This window comes from Streptomyces sp. NPDC048473 (genome assembly GCF_043200155.1).
Classification (GTDB): Bacteria; Actinomycetota; Actinomycetes; order Streptomycetales; family Streptomycetaceae; genus Streptomyces.
Map to the genome: position 1 here is coordinate 82,647 of NZ_JBICXE010000008.1, position 15,374 is coordinate 98,020.

14 protein-coding genes and 1 pseudogene are annotated in these 15,374 nt (G+C 69.7%); 9 read left to right on the plus strand and 6 right to left on the minus strand.

Translation table 11 applies throughout. The features are described 5' to 3' along the window. Nucleotides 1–75: 75 nt before the first annotated feature. Nucleotides 76–1,029: a DUF389 domain-containing protein gene (locus ACGFU7_RS16385; protein WP_393696317.1), complete on the minus strand. Its 954-nt coding sequence runs from the start codon at nt 1,027–1,029 to the stop codon at nt 76–78. Between the two features lie 219 nt (nt 1,030–1,248). On the opposite strand from ACGFU7_RS16385, the gene ACGFU7_RS16390 reads away from it, so the two are divergent. Further along, the gene (locus ACGFU7_RS16390; protein ID WP_393696318.1) at nt 1,249–3,078 is read left to right on the plus strand and encodes a glycoside hydrolase family 15 protein; all 1,830 of its coding nucleotides are present in this window, start codon (nt 1,249–1,251) and stop codon (nt 3,076–3,078) included. 71 nt (nt 3,079–3,149) lie between these two features. On the opposite strand, the pseudogene ACGFU7_RS16395 reads toward ACGFU7_RS16390, so the two are convergent. Further along, nucleotides 3,150–3,473: pseudogene (locus ACGFU7_RS16395) on the minus strand (hypothetical protein); the annotation flags it as partial. Nucleotides 3,474–3,709: 236 nt separating this feature from the next. Between ACGFU7_RS16395 and ACGFU7_RS16400 the strand changes: the two are divergent. Together ACGFU7_RS16400 and ACGFU7_RS16405 are read left to right on the plus strand one after the other, a co-directional pair. Next, the gene (locus ACGFU7_RS16400) at nt 3,710–4,156 is read left to right on the plus strand and encodes a DUF6325 family protein (RefSeq protein WP_393696320.1); all 447 of its coding nucleotides are present in this window, start codon (nt 3,710–3,712) and stop codon (nt 4,154–4,156) included. Between the two features lie 146 nt (nt 4,157–4,302). Further along, the gene (locus tag ACGFU7_RS16405) at nt 4,303–4,599 is read left to right on the plus strand and encodes an SHOCT domain-containing protein (RefSeq protein WP_393696322.1); all 297 of its coding nucleotides are present in this window, start codon (nt 4,303–4,305) and stop codon (nt 4,597–4,599) included. Nucleotides 4,600–4,630: 31 nt separating this feature from the next. Here ACGFU7_RS16405 and ACGFU7_RS16410 read toward each other — a convergent pair whose 3' ends face one another. Continuing rightward, on the minus strand, nt 4,631–5,338 hold the full coding sequence (locus ACGFU7_RS16410) for a hypothetical protein (protein ID WP_393696324.1): 708 nt from the start codon (nt 5,336–5,338) through the stop codon (nt 4,631–4,633). Nucleotides 5,339–5,417: 79 nt separating this feature from the next. On the opposite strand from ACGFU7_RS16410, the gene ACGFU7_RS16415 reads away from it, so the two are divergent. Further along, nucleotides 5,418–5,657, plus strand: coding sequence for a DUF6011 domain-containing protein (locus tag ACGFU7_RS16415; RefSeq protein ID WP_393696325.1), 240 nt, complete (start codon nt 5,418–5,420; stop codon nt 5,655–5,657). A gap of 12 nt (nt 5,658–5,669) precedes the next feature. Here the strand turns inward: ACGFU7_RS16415 and ACGFU7_RS16420 are convergent, their stop codons facing one another. Then, nucleotides 5,670–6,542, minus strand: coding sequence for an acyl-CoA thioesterase (locus ACGFU7_RS16420; protein WP_393696326.1), 873 nt, complete (start codon nt 6,540–6,542; stop codon nt 5,670–5,672). A 49-nt stretch (nt 6,543–6,591) separates the two neighbouring features. Further along, a complete protein-coding gene (locus ACGFU7_RS16425) occupies nt 6,592–9,105 on the minus strand; it encodes a DEAD/DEAH box helicase (protein WP_393696328.1) in 2,514 nt (837 codons plus the stop codon). 138 nt (nt 9,106–9,243) lie between these two features. On the opposite strand from ACGFU7_RS16425, the gene ACGFU7_RS16430 reads away from it, so the two are divergent. Then, nucleotides 9,244–10,035, plus strand: a complete 792-nt coding sequence (locus tag ACGFU7_RS16430) for a metal-dependent hydrolase (protein WP_393696330.1) — start codon at nt 9,244–9,246, stop codon at nt 10,033–10,035. A 38-nt stretch (nt 10,036–10,073) separates the two neighbouring features. On the opposite strand, the gene ACGFU7_RS16435 is transcribed toward ACGFU7_RS16430, so the two are convergent. Further along, nucleotides 10,074–11,132 (minus strand): LacI family DNA-binding transcriptional regulator, encoded by a 1,059-nt coding sequence (locus tag ACGFU7_RS16435; protein ID WP_393696332.1) that lies wholly within the window; start codon nt 11,130–11,132, stop codon nt 10,074–10,076. 116 nt (nt 11,133–11,248) lie between these two features. Here ACGFU7_RS16435 and ACGFU7_RS16440 point away from each other — a divergent pair, with 116 nt between their 5' ends. From ACGFU7_RS16440 to ACGFU7_RS16455, 4 genes are read left to right on the plus strand one after another with little or no spacing between them, the layout of a single operon-like run. Then, nucleotides 11,249–12,544 (plus strand): ABC transporter substrate-binding protein, encoded by a 1,296-nt coding sequence (locus tag ACGFU7_RS16440; RefSeq protein ID WP_393696334.1) that lies wholly within the window; start codon nt 11,249–11,251, stop codon nt 12,542–12,544. After that, the gene (locus ACGFU7_RS16445; protein WP_393696336.1) at nt 12,541–13,452 is read left to right on the plus strand and encodes a carbohydrate ABC transporter permease; all 912 of its coding nucleotides are present in this window, start codon (nt 12,541–12,543) and stop codon (nt 13,450–13,452) included. The genes ACGFU7_RS16440 and ACGFU7_RS16445 overlap by 4 nt, the downstream gene beginning before the upstream one ends. Before the next feature lie 4 nt (nt 13,453–13,456). Next, nucleotides 13,457–14,323, plus strand: a complete 867-nt coding sequence (locus ACGFU7_RS16450; RefSeq protein WP_393696338.1) for a carbohydrate ABC transporter permease — start codon at nt 13,457–13,459, stop codon at nt 14,321–14,323. Nucleotides 14,324–14,383: 60 nt separating this feature from the next. Further along, nucleotides 14,384–15,268 carry a nucleoside hydrolase gene (locus tag ACGFU7_RS16455; RefSeq protein WP_393696340.1) on the plus strand — a complete coding sequence of 295 codons (885 nt, stop codon included), beginning with the start codon at nt 14,384–14,386 and terminating at the stop codon, nt 15,266–15,268. Nucleotides 15,269–15,374: the final 106 nt, after the last annotated feature.

Here is a 15,374-nt window from a genome sequence, read left to right on the forward strand (position 1 = left end):
CGTCCGATCATCGCGGCTCGGCGCGGTTCCGGCATCATCTGGGCGGCTCGTACGTCACGATCCGTGACCGGACCGCTATCGCCGCCCCGCCGGGTCGTGCCGGAGACCGACCCGCCGCCAGATCGCCCGCTGACACCTGAGCGCGGCCGTGCCCACCACGATCAGCACCGCGATGTTGACCAGCAGCTGGACGAGCGACCCCCATGCCTCGGGCCAGCTCGTGAACGCGGTGGAGACGCTGATGTCCGCGGCGGCCGGGATGGTCGTGACCGAGATGAACACACCGAGCAGGGCGCTCGTTCTGGCCTCGGTGAGGGACACGATGCCGACGATGCCGGCCAGCGCCGCCACGGCGACCGAGAAGAAGTTGGGGGTGTTGATCAGGTTGGAGACCGGCCGCAGCCCCGCGTCGAACGCGGCCGTCTCCAGGCCGAAACCGCGGACCAGGAGACTGAAGAGAAAGGTGACGACGATGGTCAGCGCAAAGCCCGTGAACAGCGCCAGGAGCCCCCGCCGGATCCTTGTCCGGTCGCCCTGGTCGATGCCCAGCGCAATGCTGACGATGGCACCGTACTCGGGGCCGACGACCATCGCCGCGACGATCAGGATCTGGGAGTTGGTGACGATCCCGACCGAGCCGATGATCCCCGCGATGACGAAGTAGAGGTAGAAGCTCGGCGCGTACGTGCCCTCGGAGCGGATGCGTGCCTCCACCTGCTCCCAGACCGGTGCGCGGGTCAGCGGCCCGAGCTGTTCGGCTCCGAGGTCGGTCGCCCGGCCGGAGAAGGCCATGTCCACCGGCTCGATGACGATCGAGCCGCGGCGGTCCAGGTGCAGCGCGCGCAGGCTGCGCAGGATTTCATTGGCCGCGCCCGTCAGCACGTCGCAGGCGATGCCGTCGCCGTCCGGGTTGCGTGCCGCAGCCGGCTGCACGATCAGATTCAGCACACATGGATCATCGGCGAGCAGGCCCACCACCTGGTCGGTCAGATCCGGCGGGCTCACCGCGCGGACATGGATCATGTCCATCCTGAACCTCCACGAATCCCGCCCCGGCGCCGCCGGACGGACCCGGACCGGATGTGCCGGGTGGTTCCTCTTCCAGTAACACCACAGACGACACGTCCAGCAATCCAGGCCCTTTACATCAGGAGCTCGGGGTGCCGCGTCGGCAAGGCCACATCGGGCGATCTCCGGGCACCGGACGGATAGTGGATTGCACCGGGATCTGTCTGGGATTGGACACTCATGGACCGATACCCCCCTATCGCCGAACACGGGCTGGTGGGCGATCTGCAGACTGCCGCACTGGTTTCCTCGCAGGGGGTCGTCGACTGGTTCGCCGCCCCGAGGTTCGATTCCCCCAGCATTTTCGCCGCCCTGCTCGACCACGGCGGCGGCGGCTGCTTCCGGCTGGCACCCTGCACCCCCGGGCACTCCTGCAAGCAGTTGTATTACCCGGACACCGCGGTCCTGGTCACCCGCTTCATGTCGCCGGACGGGGTCGGTGAGGTGCTCGACTGGATGCCACCGGTACGCACCGGGATCCCCACCGACCGGCACACCCTGGTGCGAGCCGTGCGCGCGGTGCGCGGGACCGTACGTTTCTCGATGGAGTGCCGGCCCCGCTTCGACTACGGCCGCGCTTCCCACGAGCTCGAACTGCGCCCCGAAGGAGCCGTGTTCCGGGCGCCGGGGATCGCCGCGCATCTGCAGAGCAGCTTCCCCGTGACGCGCGACAGCCAGGACGTCCTGGGTGAAGTGGTCCTGAACGTCGGGGAGTCAGCGGTGACGGTCTTCACCGTCTGCGACGCGGGCGGGCCCGCTCCACCGGTGCCGACCGTCGACACGATCACCGAACAGCTCTGGGAGATAGTCGACTTCTGGCAGAGATGGGTGCGCACCTCCCACTACCGGGGCCGCTGGTCCGACATGGTCAACCGCTCCGCCATCACTCTCAAGCTTCTCACGTACGCGCCCTCCGGCGCACCGGTCGCAGCGGCGACCATGGGCCTGCCCGAGCAGGTCGGCGGCGAACGGAACTGGGACTACCGCTACACCTGGGTCAGGGACGGCTCGCTGTCGGTCAGGGCCCTGCTCGACCTGGGATTCGTGGACGAGGCGACCGCCTTCACCCACTGGCTCGCCGACCGGCTCCGGGACCGCGAGGGCATCGAGGGCGAAGCCCTCCGGGTCATGTACCGCGTCGACGGGGAGCCCCTGCTGACGGAGGAGATCCTGGAACACTTCGAGGGCTACCGCGGCTCGTACCCGGTACGGCTCGGCAACGCCGCCGCCGACCAGTTGCAGCTCGACATCTACGGCGAAGCCCTCTACGCACTCTCCGAAGGACATGAGGTGGGTGTTCAGGCGGGCTACCGGGGCTGGAAGGCCGTGGCCCGGACACTGGACTGGCTCGCGGACCTCTGGGACCGGCCCGACGAAGGCATCTGGGAGACCCGCGGCGGACGCCAGGACTTCACCTACAGCCGGGTGATGTGCTGGACCGCTTTCGACCGCGGCCTGCGTCTGGCGGCCGAACTCAGCAGACCGGCCGACACGGCCCGGTGGACCAGGGTCAGGGACGCCATTCTCGAACAGGTGATGGAACGCGGGTGGAGCGAATCGGAGCAGGCGTTCGTCCAGCACTACGACGGCGGGGTGCTGGACGCCTCGCTTCTCCTGATGCCCAGGGTGGGGTTCCTCGCCCCCATGGATCCGGGCTGGCTGTCCACGCTCGACGCCATGGACCGCACCCTGGTGTCCGACAGCCTCGTCTACCGTTACGACCCCGCCGCCTCGCCGGACGGTCTGCGGGGCTCCGAGGGCACGTTCAGTCTCTGCACCTTCCTGTACGTCGACGCGCTGGCCCGCGCCGGCAGGCTGCGCCTGGCGCGCTACACCTTCGAGAAGATGCTCACGTACGCCAACCATGTCGGTCTCTTCGCCGAGGAGATCGGCCCCAGCGGTGAGCAACTGGGCAATTTCCCCCAGGCGTTCACCCACCTCTCGCTCATCACGGCCGCGCGAACCCTCGACGACGCGCTGGACCGGGCGCGCGACCGGGAGCGCCGCTGACAGCGACGGCCATCAGGCCGACAGCTGGACATGTTCAGCACCGGTGCGGCGAACAGCGCGGCGGACACTCAGGTGAGAAGCGCCCCGAGCCAGATCAGCCGGACCACGATGCGCCGCGTGTGCCCCCGGAACCTCTTGATGTCCAGGCCGAGTCCGGCGTCGTAGAGGATCACCGCCACCGCCAGGGAGACCAGCGGCGAGAAGGCGACGCCCAGCAGTTTCTCGGGATCGACGTGGTCCGTCAGCGCCCCGGCGGTGAAACCGGCCGGCAGCAGGATCAGCAGTGCGGGCACACGCAACCGGCTCGCCAGCAGTTGGGAGCCGACCGCCGGCACCACGATGAGTCCCCCACCAGCACTTGATCGGCCGTCACGTCTGCGCCTCCCCGCAGGAATCCGGGCCCGCCCCGCAGACCGTCGCGCGCGACAACCATCCGCGGCGGCGGGGGACAGGAGGGGAGCGGCTCGCACCACTCGGCCGTGGGAGGGCCCGCTGTCCCTCCAATGGCGTAACGGGGACCCACGCTCACCCACATCCAGGGCCGAGATGCGCCGCGGTCCACCCGCTGTTGGAATGGCGGAGGCCGTGGTCTCCGGCGGAACCGGGGCAGTCGAGATTCTGAGGAGCTGGCGTGAGCGGCGAGAGCGACGAGACGGGACCGATCGACTACCTGGTGGTCGAGTTCCCGGCGGGAAGCCGGATGACGGGAGAAGGACTGCCCCTGCTGGTCGACCTGGTCGACCGGGGCATCATCCGGATCCTGGATCTGATCTTCGTCAGGAAGAATCAGGACGGAACGGTCGAGGGCGTGGAACTCGCCGAACTGACCGGGGACGGCGGCGATGACCTCGCCGTGTTCGAAGGGGCGTCGTCGGGCCTGCTCGGCCAGGACGACATCGACGAGGCGAGCGCGGTCCTCGAACCCGGCAGCGCTGCAGGAATCCTCGTCTACGAGAACGTGTGGGCGGGACCGTTCGCGGCCGCGCTGCGCCGCTCCGGAGGCCGGCTCGTCGCCAATGGGCGTATCCCGATCCAAGAGGTCCTGGCCTCGCTCGACGCGGTCGAGTCCAGGGTCTGAGCCCTTCACGGTCTCGTCGGGCCGGTAGTCCCCGCAGATCCTCAACCGGGCCGGCAGTCCCCGCAGATCCTCAGCCGGGCAGACCGTTCCGCCAGCGCCTCAGCCGGGCCGGCCGTCCCCGCAGAGCCAGTCAAAGGAGATGCACCATGCCAGGCCTTCTTCGCGGCGTCGCCCGTACAGCGGTGATCGCCGGAACCGCCACCTCGGTCTCCAACCGGGTCTCCCGGCGGCAGGCGGGCCGCTGGGCGCGGCAGGACGCCACGCAGGCGCAGGCCCAGCCCGCCCCCGCAGCGCCTTTGCCGCCCGCTCCCACGTCTCTCGCGCCCGAGGACGAGATGAGCAACAAGATCGCTCAGCTCAAGGACCTCGGTGACCTCAAGAGCCAAGGAGTGCTGAGCGACAGCGAGTTCGCGGCTCAGAAGGCCAGAATCCTCGCCTCCTGACCCGTCCGGGCGTGCCACCGGCGCCGCTGGTTCACTGCCGCTTGTCGTCCCAGGGAGTGCCCATCCAGCTGTCGAAGGTGCGGATCAGCGCCGACAGCGTGGCTGCGAGCCGCCAGTCGACCCACGGCGCGTGGACATGGATCTCGTCGTCGTCCGACCAGAACTCCAGCGGGACCTCCTGGCCGGCCCGCCAGACGATGCGCCGCGGCCCGCGCGCCACATCGCCGCTGCCGCTCAGGACGCTGCCTACACCGATGGCCACCTGGAGGGGGAGCAGCAGCCACCACACGTACCACCAGAAGATCCGGCCCTTGAGGCCCACCGCCTCCGGGCAACCGCTCTGGGCGACCGTCCAGCGAGTCCGCAGCCCTCTCCCGGAGAGGGCCTTCTCGCGGACGAGCGTGCCGATGAGCTCACCCTGCGCGCCCAGCACCTGGTACGTGGCGACTCCATTGGCCGCGGACGCGGTGACCAGGGTCGCCAGCCGGGCCCGGCGATCGGGGTCGGCCCACAGCACGAAGGAACGCGCACCTGTCGTGCGGGCCGCGAGGTACGCCGGTATCCCGCCCTGCGGCAGTTCGCGCTCCACATGGGCGACCACCCGGGACGCCCCGCCGGGCTCGTCCGCGAACTTGATGACATGGCCGATGGGCGCGGCCACATCCGGGCCGATGCCCCCTTTCGCCTTCTTGTCCTTCTTCGGCTGGGGGACCGGCTTCAATGTCAGCACGCTGCTCACCCGCGAACTCCTCCGTTGTGTGCTGTTGTGTGCCGTTCGGAAGTCGCAGAGTAGACGGGTGTCTTGAGAAGATCGATGCGTGGACTGCGCTGAACCCTTCCCCGAAGCCGGCATCGAGCCCCTGCCCGAGGGCGGCCCGGCCGACCGGACCGCCCGCCGGAGGGTGGTCCGCTGCCGCATGTGCGGTCGTCCGCTCACCGGTACGGAGTCCCGCCGCACCGGCCTCGGCCCCGCCTGCGACGCCAAACTGCACCCCGCGCCCCCGGACATCCGCACCCGCCGCCACGAGGTCGAGCAGGACCCGCTCCCCGGCATCTGAGCCCGGGCACGGCTACTCGCCCAGGCGACGGAACAGCCCCTCCTGCACCACGGACACCAGCAGATTGCCCCCGCGGTCGTAGATCCGGCCGCGCGCCAGCCCTCGTCCGCCTGTTGCGATCGGCGACTCCTGGTCGTAGAGGAACCACTCGTCCGCCCGGAACGGCCGGTGGAACCACATCGCGTGGTCCAGCGACGCCATGTCGAAACCGCGCGGGCCCCACAGCGGCTCCACCGGGATACGGACCGCGTCGAGCAGCGTCATGTCGCTGGCGTACGTCAGGGCGCAGGTGTGCACCAGCGGGTCGTCGCCGAGCGGGCCGACCGCACGCATCCAGACCGCGCTGCGCGGGTCCGCGCCCTTGGTCTCCTCCTGCGTCCAGCGCAGCCGGTCGACGTACCGGATGTCGAAAGGCTGTCGACGGGCCATGCGGTCCAACGCCTCCGGAAGCGTCCCGAGGTGCTCACGGACCTCCTCGGCGACGGTCGGCAGCTCCTCGGGGTCGGGGACCTCGCGGGCGGGCGGCAGCTGGTGCTCGAAGCCCGCCTCCTCCGGCCGGTGGAAGGACGCCGTCAGATTGAAGATCGTCCGGCCCTGCTGGACGGCAGTGACCCGGCGGGTGGTGAACGACCGGCCGTCCCGGATGCGCTCGACCTCGTAGACGATCGGCACACCCGGACGCCCCGGACGCAGGAAGTAGGCGTGCAGCGAATGGACCGGCCGGTCCCCGTCGGTGGTACGGCCGGCCGCGACCAGCGCCTGCCCGGCGACCTGCCCGCCGAAGACCCGCTGCAGGGACTCCTGGGGGCTGCGCCCACGGAAGATATTGACCTCGATCCGCTCCAGGTCGAGGAGATCGACCAGGCGCTCGGCGGGGTTCGTCATGCGGTTCGTCTCCACTCTCGCAGCGGCGCCGCCGCCACGGCGTACGCCCTCACAGCTGACCCACGGAGGTGACGCGGACGACAGCCCGGCCCTCCTCGTCGGAGGCGGCCAGATCGATCTCGGCGCTGATGCCCCAGTCGTGGTCGCCATTCGGGTCGGCGAAGGTCTGCCGGACCCGCCACAGGCCGTGCGCGGCGTCCTCGTCGATCTTCAGAAGCTTCGGCCCGCGGGCATCCGGACCGGTGCCCAGATCGTCGTACTCGTCCCAGTAGGCGTCCATCGCGTCGCCCCACGCGTCCTCGTCCCAGCCCGCGTCGCCGTCCAGCCCGCCGAGCTCGCCGACCTTGTCCAGCGCGGCCAGCTCGACCCGGCGGAACATCGCGTTGCGCACCAGCACCCGGAAGGCACGGGCGTTGGCCGTGACCGGCTTCACCTCGTCGGCACGCTCCTGCGCCTCCTCGGCGGTCTCCACCTCCGGGTTGGCGAGCTGCTCCCACTCGTCGAGGAGACTGGAGTCCACCTGACGGACCATCTCGCCCAGCCAGGCGATCAGATCCTCCAGGTCCTCGGACTTGATGTCGTCCGGGATGGTGTGCTCAAGGGCCTTGTACGCGCTCGCGAGATAGCGCAGCACGATGCCCTCGGTGCGGGCCAGCTCATAGTTGGAGGTGAACTCCGTGAACGTCATGGCGCGTTCGTACATGTCACGGATCACGGACTTCGGCGACACCGGGTGGTCGCCCACCCACGGGTGGCTCCTGCGGTAGACGTCGTACGCGTGCCACAGCAGCTCGCTCAGCGGCTTCGGGTACGTGACGTCCTGGAGCAGCTCCATGCGCTCCTCGTACTCGACTCCGTCCGCCTTCATCTGCCCGACCGCTTCGCCGCGCGCCTTGTTCTGCTGGGCGGCGAGGATCTGCCGCGGGTCGTCGAGCGTCGATTCGACGACGGAGACCATGTCCAGCGCGTACGAGGGGGAGTCGGGGTCCAGCAGGTCGAACGCGGCCAACGCGAAGGTGGACAGCGGCTGGTTGAGCGCGAAGTCCTGCTGGAGATCGACGGTGAGCCGGACGATACGGCCCTCCGCGTCCGGCTTGTCGAGCTGCTCCACGACACCGCCGTCCAGCAACGAGCGGTAGATCGCGATGGCCCGGCGGATGTGACGCAGCTGCGCCCTGCGCGGCTCGTGGTTGTCCTCCAGCAGATGCCGCATCGCCGCGAAGGCATTGCCGGGACGCGCGATCACGGCCAGCAGCATCGTGTGCGTGACCCGGAAGCGGGAGGTCAGCGGCTCCGGATCGGACTGGATCAGCTTGTCGAAGGTGGTCTCCGACCAGGCGACAAAGCCCTCGGGGGCCTTCTTGCGGACCACCTTGCGCTTCTTCTTCGGGTCGTCGCCCGCCTTCTTGACGGCCTTCTCGTTCTCGATGACGTGCTCCGGCGCCTGCGCCACGACGAAGCCCGCCGTGTCGAATCCGGCCCGGCCCGCGCGGCCCGCGATCTGGTGGAACTCACGGGCGCGCAGCGTACGGACGCGAGTGCCGTCGTACTTGGTGAGCGCCGTGAACAGCACCGTACGGATCGGCACGTTGACACCGACGCCGAGGGTGTCCGTACCGCAGATCACCTTCAGCAGACCGGCCTGGGCGAGCTTCTCCACCAGGCGCCGGTACTTCGGCAGCATGCCCGCGTGGTGCACCCCGATGCCGTGCCGCACATAGCGGGAGAGGTTCTGGCCGAACTTGGTGGTGAAGCGGAAGTTGCCGATCAGATCGGCGATCTTCTCCTTCTCCTCCTTGGTGCACATATTGATGCTCATCAGCGACTGCGCCCGCTCGACGGCCGCGGCCTGGGTGAAGTGCACGATGTAGACCGGCGACTGCCTGGTCTCCAGGAGTTCGGTGAGGGTCTCGGTGATCGGGGTCAGCCGGTACTCGTAACTGAGCGGCACCGGCCGGGTCGCGGAGCGCACCACGGAAGTGGGGCGGCCGGTGCGGCGGGTCAGGTCCTCCTCGAACATCTTGACGTCACCGAGCGTGGCCGACATCAGGATGAACTGGGCCTGCGGCAGCTCCAGGAGCGGGATCTGCCAGGCCCAGCCGCGGTCCGGCTCGGCGTAGAAGTGGAACTCGTCCATCACGACCTGGCCGATGTCGGCGTACTTCCCGTCGCGCAGCGCGATGGAGGCCAGCACCTCGGCCGTGCAGCAGATCACCGGGGCGTCGGCGTTGACGGAGGCGTCGCCGGTGAGCATGCCGACGTTCTCCGTACCGAACAGCTTGCACAGGTCGAAGAACTTCTCCGAGACCAGCGCCTTGATCGGCGCGGTGTAGAAGGTGACCTTGTCCTGGGCCAGGGCGGTGAAGTGAGCAGCCGCCGCGACCAGGCTCTTTCCGGAGCCGGTCGGGGTGGAAAGGATCACATTCGCGCCGGAGACCACCTCGATCAGCGCCTCCTCCTGAGCGGGATAGAGGGTGATGCCCTGCGTCTTCGTCCATGACGAGAAAGCCTCGAAGAGGGCGTCGGGGTCGTCGGTCGGGGGCAGCTGATCGATAAGGGTCACGCCCCCATCTTGCCTGCCTTCCGCCCGGATGAGGGAACCGGACGACCATACGAAGATCACGGACGATACGCTGCCCACTCAACTCGGCCGTGCCTGGGCGGCAATGGCAGCAGGACAACTTTGGGGGCGGGAAGAACCATGATGGGACCGGCACACTCTCTGTCAGGGGCAGCGGCCTGGCTGGGGGTGGGCGCGGCGGCGGCCGCCGCCGGCCACGCGATGCCGTGGCCCGTCCTCGTCGTCGGTGCGCTGATCACCGCCGGAGCCGCGCTGGCCCCGGACCTCGACCACAAGTCCGCGACCATCTCGCGCGCCTTCGGGCCGGTCTCCCGGGGACTCTGCGAGATCGTCGACAAGCTCTCGCACGCCGTCTACAAGGCGACCCGGGGCTCCGGCGACCCGCGCAGGAACGGCGGCCACCGGACCCTGACGCACACCTGGCTGTGGGCGGTCCTGATCGGCGGCGGGGCCTCCGCCGCGGCGATCACCGGCGGCCGGTGGGCGGTCCTGGCGATCCTCTTCGTCCACCTGGTGCTCGCCGTCGAAGGACTGCTGTGGCGGGCCGCCCGGATGTCCAGCGATGTCCTGGTGTGGCTGCTCGGCGCGACCAGCGCCTGGATACTGGCCGGCGTCCTGGACAAGCCGGGGAACGGCTCGGACTGGCTGTTCAGCGCGCCCGGCCAGGAGTATCTGTGGCTCGGGCTGCCTATCGTGCTCGGCGCCCTCGTCCATGACATCGGTGACGCGCTGACCGTCTCCGGCTGCCCGATCCTGTGGCCCATACCGCTGGGCCGCAAGCGCTGGCACCCGATCGGTCCGCCGAAGGGCATGCGGTTCAGGGCCGGCAGCTGGGTGGAGCTGAAGGTGCTGATGCCGGCGTTCATGGTGCTCGGGGGAGTGGGCGGGGCGGCCGCGCTGAACTTCATCTGACCGCCGGGACCGATGGCCGGCGGCGTGCGGACGACTGCTCAGGCCGACTCGCGAGGCACCAGCCGGTGGGCCAGGACGATCTCCCTGGCCGTTCCCGGACCGTCCCCGTCGAGCCGGTCGACCAGCAGCTGCGCGGCCGAACGGCCGATCTCCCGAGCCGGGTTGAGGACCGTGGTGAGTGCGGGGGAGACCAGTGAGGCCGCCTCGATGTCGTCGTACCCGGTGATCGCCACGTCGTGCGGCACCCGCAGCCCTGCGGCCCGCGCCGTGTCCAGCGCGCCGATCGCGATCAGGTCGTTGGCGCACACAACGGCGTCGGGCCGCTGCGTGGCGTTCAGCACGGCGGTGGCCCCGGCCCGCCCGCCCTCGCGGGTGAAGCCGGTCCAGGCGACCAGCTCACCGGGCACCGGCAGCCCGGCCGCCTCCAGGGCCTTGCGGTAGCCCGCGAAGCGCTCCTCGCCCGGCTCCACCCCCGGCGCACCGCCGATGAAGGCGATACGCCGGTAGCCGCGGCCCACCAGATGGCTGACCAGGTCGTACATCCCCTCGGTCTCGGCGGCCCTGACCACATCGCCGAGCGCCGGCTCCAGCCGTCCGCCGAGCCGTACCAGTTTCGATCCCGAGGCCACGATCCGGTCCAGATCGCGCCGGGTGGCGCCGTACCGGCCGATCACGATGCCGTCTATGCGGCGCGCCACCAGCTGCCGGATCACCGCGGGCAGATGCGGGCCGTCCATCGGAGCCTCGCAGACCACCGTCAGATACTCGTGGGTGAGGGCGATCTCCTGCATGCCCGCGGCGATCGAGGTGTTGAACGGGTTGGTGATGTCCGGGACGACCAGGCCCAGGGTGCGGGTGCGCTGGGTGCGCAGACCGCGCGCCGAGGGGTCGGCCTGGTAGCCGAGCCGCTGTATGACGTCCTCGACCCGGGCCCGGGTGGTGGCCGAGACCGGGCGGCGGCCGCTCAGCACATGGGAGACCGTGGTGACGCTGACGCCCGCTTCGGACGCCACATCCACGATCTTGATCCGGCTCCCGCCCTGCACCATCGGCCTCCTCTTGTCGTCCAGGATTGTTGTCCTGGTGTTCGAAGTCACTCTACCCATTGTGCAAAACGTTTTGTATGGTGCTCGCTATCGCGGCTGACAAGGGCCGAGTCAGGTTATGCAAAACGATTTGGAGAACCGATGTCCATCGCAGGCCGGAGAGCCGTATGACGAGCTCTCCCAGCCGCAGAACCGTGCTCGGCGCCGCACTCGGCGTGGCGTCCGCGGCGGCCCTGGCCGGCTGCTCGGGCGGCCGCCCGGCGGACGGCAGAACAGCGGTACGGTTCCTCGGCCCGGAGACCCCCGAGACGTTCCGGGCGGTCATCCGAGGCTTCGAGCGCGCCCACCCCGACCTGCGGATCGACTACACCCCCGTGCCGCCCGACCAACTCGGCGACGTTCTCCAGCTGCGGCTCTCCGCGAAGGACAGCGCGATCGACGTGTACACCGTCGACCAGCCCCGGGTACCGGCACTCACCGCGCGCGGCTTCCTCACCGACCTCGACCCGGTCGCGGACCGCACCAGGGCCGCCGTCACCCCCGAGCAGTACGGCGTCAGCTCCTGGCAGGGCAGGCTCCGCTCCCTGCCGATCTGGACCTCCACCCAGTACCTCTTCTACAACGCGGACCTGCTCACCAAGGCCGGCGCGCCGCTCCCCGGAGGGGCCCCCGCGGACCGCTGGAGCTGGGAGCAGACCAAGAGCGTCGGCCGCCGGACGATGGACAGGGCAGGCGCCGACTATGCCCTGCTGCTGGAACAGACCGACCTCTACTACGGGCTCCAGCCGCTCATCGAGTCCCTGCACGGCGGCTCCGGCATCACCGGCAAGGACATGCTCACCCCCGCCGTCACCACCCAGGGCTGGATCGACGCCCTCGACTGGTACCGCACGCTCTTCGCCGACGGCTCGTCGCCGCGCGGCGTCCCCTCGTACCAGCTCTCCTCGCTCTTCACCTCGGGCCGGGTGCCGTTCTTCGTCGGCGGCCCGTGGAACCTCGGCGCCTTCGCGGGACTGAAGGACTTCGCCTGGGGCACCGCGCCGCAGCCGAAGTTCGCCCACGGCCGCGCCGTCACCCCCACCGACTCCTGGTCCTGGGGTGTGAACCCGTACGCCGAACACCCCGACGCGGCACTGCGGTTCATGGAGTATGCCGCCCTGACCACCGACGGCAGCCTCGCGACCGTCGAGGCGTCCCCGCTCATCCCGTCGAACCGCAAGGCCTTCGACCGCTATGCGGCGGACCTGGAGCACAAGGCCACGAAGAGCACCGCCGGCGTGGCCACGACCATGCGGTACGAACTGGCGCACACCGCCGTCAGCCGGCCGCGCAGCATCGGCTACACCCAGTTCGAGACCGTCATGGGCTCCGCCTTCTCAGACATCCGCAACGGCCTCGCAGTGGAACCCCGGCTGGCGAAAGCCTCCGGAGAACTGGTGCGCACCTGGGAGCGACTGCGATGACCACCACAGCAACCCGCTCCCCGAAGCGCACGCCGCGCCGCCGCTCCACCTCGCAGGGCAGGACCGCCCTGTACTTCCTGGCGCCCGCGCTGCTCGCCCTCGCCGTCCTGCGACTGCTGCCCGCCGCGATGGCACTCGTCAGCAGCCTGCGCCACCACAGCCTGGTCGACGGCGTCACCACCTTCGTCGGCTTCGACAACTACGCGGACCTCTTCGGCGACAGCCAGTTCTGGCAGAGCGTCCGCGTGACACTGCTGTTCAGCCTGGTCATCAACCCGCTCCAGGTACTGATCGCCCTCGGTCTCGCCGTCCTGCTGAACCGCCGCTTCGCCGGCGTCCGCTTCTGGAGGTCGCTGGTCTTCGCGCCCATCGCCGTGCCGCCGGCCGTCTCCGCGGTCATCTGGGGCATCCTCTACCGCCCCGAAGGACCGCTCAACGCGATCCTCGGCACGATGGGCATTCCGCCGCAGCCCTTCCTCACCAGCTCGCAACAGGCACTCTTCGCCCTCATCGTGCTGATGTCCTGGGTCGGCGTCGGCTACTGGATGATGTTCCTCATCGCCGGGCTGCAGGACATCCCGCAGGAGTGCTACGACGCGGCCGCCGTCGACGGCGCCTCCGCCTGGCAGCGGTTCGTCCATGTCACACTGCCGCTGCTGCGCCGCCCGCTCGCCTTCGTACTGGTCGCCGACACCGTCTCCAACTTCCTGGTGTTCGCCCCCGTGCAACTGCTGACCCGCGGCGGTCCCGACGGCTCGACCAATCTCATGATGTACGACGTGTTCCGCCGCGCCTACAGCGTCGGCGACATCAACTTCGCCCAGGCCGAAGTGGTGGTGCTCGTCGCGATCACCCTCGCGGTCGTCGCCGTCCAATTCCGGATGATGCAGGGCAAGGGCGAGGAGTGAATCGATGAAGACAACGACCGCCCCCCAGCAGCCGACGGGGCGCCGGCCCTCCGCGCTGAGGCACATGCCGCTCGCCACCGCCGTCGTCATCGGACTGCTCTTCGCCCTCCCGCTCCTGTGGGTGCTCACCGGATCGCTCCGTCCCGGCGACAAGGTCCTGGCCGGACTCGACCGGCTCTCCTGGAGCAGCCTGATCCCGACCGACGCCACGCTGCACAACTATGTGACGCTCTTCCAGGGCGACTTCGGCCGCGCCGTGCTCAACTCCATCGGCGTGGCAGCCGCCACCGTCCTGCTCGGACTGCTGCTCTCCGCGATGGCCGCGTTCGCACTCTCGGTGTTCCAATTCCGCGGCCGCGGCCTCGTCTTCGCCGTGATCCTGCTCAGCTTCATGATCCCGTTCGACGCCATAGCGATCCCGCTCTCGGACATCTTCCGCGACTGGGGCCTGCAGAACACCTACACCGGACTGATCCTGCCCGGCATCGGCAACGGCCTGGCGATCTTCCTGCTGCGCCAGTTCTTCCTGGCCATCCCGCGCGAACTCGTCGAGGCCGCCCGGATGGACGGGCTCGGCTGGTGGGGCATCTTCCGGAAGGTCTACGTACCCCTGTCGTGGCCCGCCCTGATCGGCGCCGGACTCACCCTGTTCACCTTCCAGTGGCAGTCCTACATGTGGCCGCTGCTCGTCGGCACCGAACCGGACAAACAACTCGGTCCGGTCGCCCTCGGCACCCTTCAGGGCCAGATGGTCGTCGACTACGGCCAAGTGTTCGCCGCCGCCGTCGTCCTGACCGTCATCCCGCTCGTCGTCCTGCTGCGCCTGCAGCGGTATTTCACACAGTCGATCGCCGGCAGCGGTCTGAAGTGACCGCCGGCTGAACCGACCGCCGGAACACCGAAACCCATCCACACCGACCCGAGGAACACCGTGAACCACCCCCTCGCCGACATCCTCCTCGACACCGACATCGGCAGCGACGTCGACGACGCGCTCGCCCTCGGCGTGCTGCTCGGCTCACCCGAGGCCCGGATCACCGGCATCACCACCGTCTACGGCGACACCCTGCTCCGGGCCCGCCTCGCGCACCGGCTCGGTGCCCTCGCCGGACACGACCTCACCGTCGTCCCCGGAGCCACCGAGACCCTCTCCGGCAAGGAGGTCTGGTGGGCCGGACACGAGGGCAGGGCCTTCACCGACCTGGAGACCGAGCCGGTACGCGACACCGTCGCCGCCGACCGCTTCCTCGTCGACTCCGTCCTCGCCCGGCCCGGCGCGACCGATGTCATCGCCATCGCCCCGCTCGCCAACATCGCCCGCGCGATCAGGCTCGACGACCGCTTCGCGGCGGGCGTACGCACCCTGTACATGATGGGCGGCAGCTTTGGGACCGAGGCCAAGGCGGAGCACAACATCGTCAGCGACATCACGGCCGCCCGCGTCGTCTTCGGCTCCGGCATCCGCACCGTCGTCACCGGCCTGGACGTCACCACGCGGCTGCGCATCGAACAGCCCGGCATCGAAGCGATCCGCGAGGCCGGCGCGTACGGCGCGGCGCTCGCCCGCGAGATCGACGCCTGGACCGGCTTCACCGGCGAACCGTGGAGCGTCCCGCACGACCCCATCACCGCGCTCTCCCTGCTGCGTCCCGACCTCTACACCACCGAACGCGGCACGGTCGAGGTCACCGACGAAGGGCTGACCGTCTTCACGGCCGATCCGGACGGCAACGTGGACCTGGTCGTGGACGCCGACGTGGAGGCCGTCGCGGAAGAGATCGTGGCCCGGATCGTCCGGGCCTCGAAGCGCGACTGAAGAGCCGTCATTCGATCCCCGCGGACAGTTCCCGCTCGCCGAGGCGTGCGGCGTCGAGGGCTGGCAGCGCTCTGTGCACACCCGCGCCGATGACCGGCGCTCAAGG

Bases quoted from the DNA above. Each gene is read 5' to 3' on its own strand.
- ACGFU7_RS16385 (WP_393696317.1), bottom strand. From the start codon at position 1,029: ATGGACATGATCCATGTCCGCGCGGTGAGCCCGCCGGATCTGACCGAC.
- ACGFU7_RS16390 (WP_393696318.1), top strand. From the start codon at position 1,249: ATGGACCGATACCCCCCTATCGCCGAACACGGGCTGGTGGGCGATCTG.
- ACGFU7_RS16405 (WP_393696322.1), top strand. From the start codon at position 4,303: ATGCCAGGCCTTCTTCGCGGCGTCGCCCGTACAGCGGTGATCGCCGGA.
- ACGFU7_RS16420 (WP_393696326.1), bottom strand. From the start codon at position 6,542: ATGACGAACCCCGCCGAGCGCCTGGTCGATCTCCTCGACCTGGAGCGG.
- ACGFU7_RS16430 (WP_393696330.1), top strand. From the start codon at position 9,244: ATGATGGGACCGGCACACTCTCTGTCAGGGGCAGCGGCCTGGCTGGGG.
- ACGFU7_RS16440 (WP_393696334.1), top strand. From the start codon at position 11,249: ATGACGAGCTCTCCCAGCCGCAGAACCGTGCTCGGCGCCGCACTCGGC.
- ACGFU7_RS16445 (WP_393696336.1), top strand. From the start codon at position 12,541: ATGACCACCACAGCAACCCGCTCCCCGAAGCGCACGCCGCGCCGCCGC.
- ACGFU7_RS16450 (WP_393696338.1), top strand. From the start codon at position 13,457: ATGAAGACAACGACCGCCCCCCAGCAGCCGACGGGGCGCCGGCCCTCC.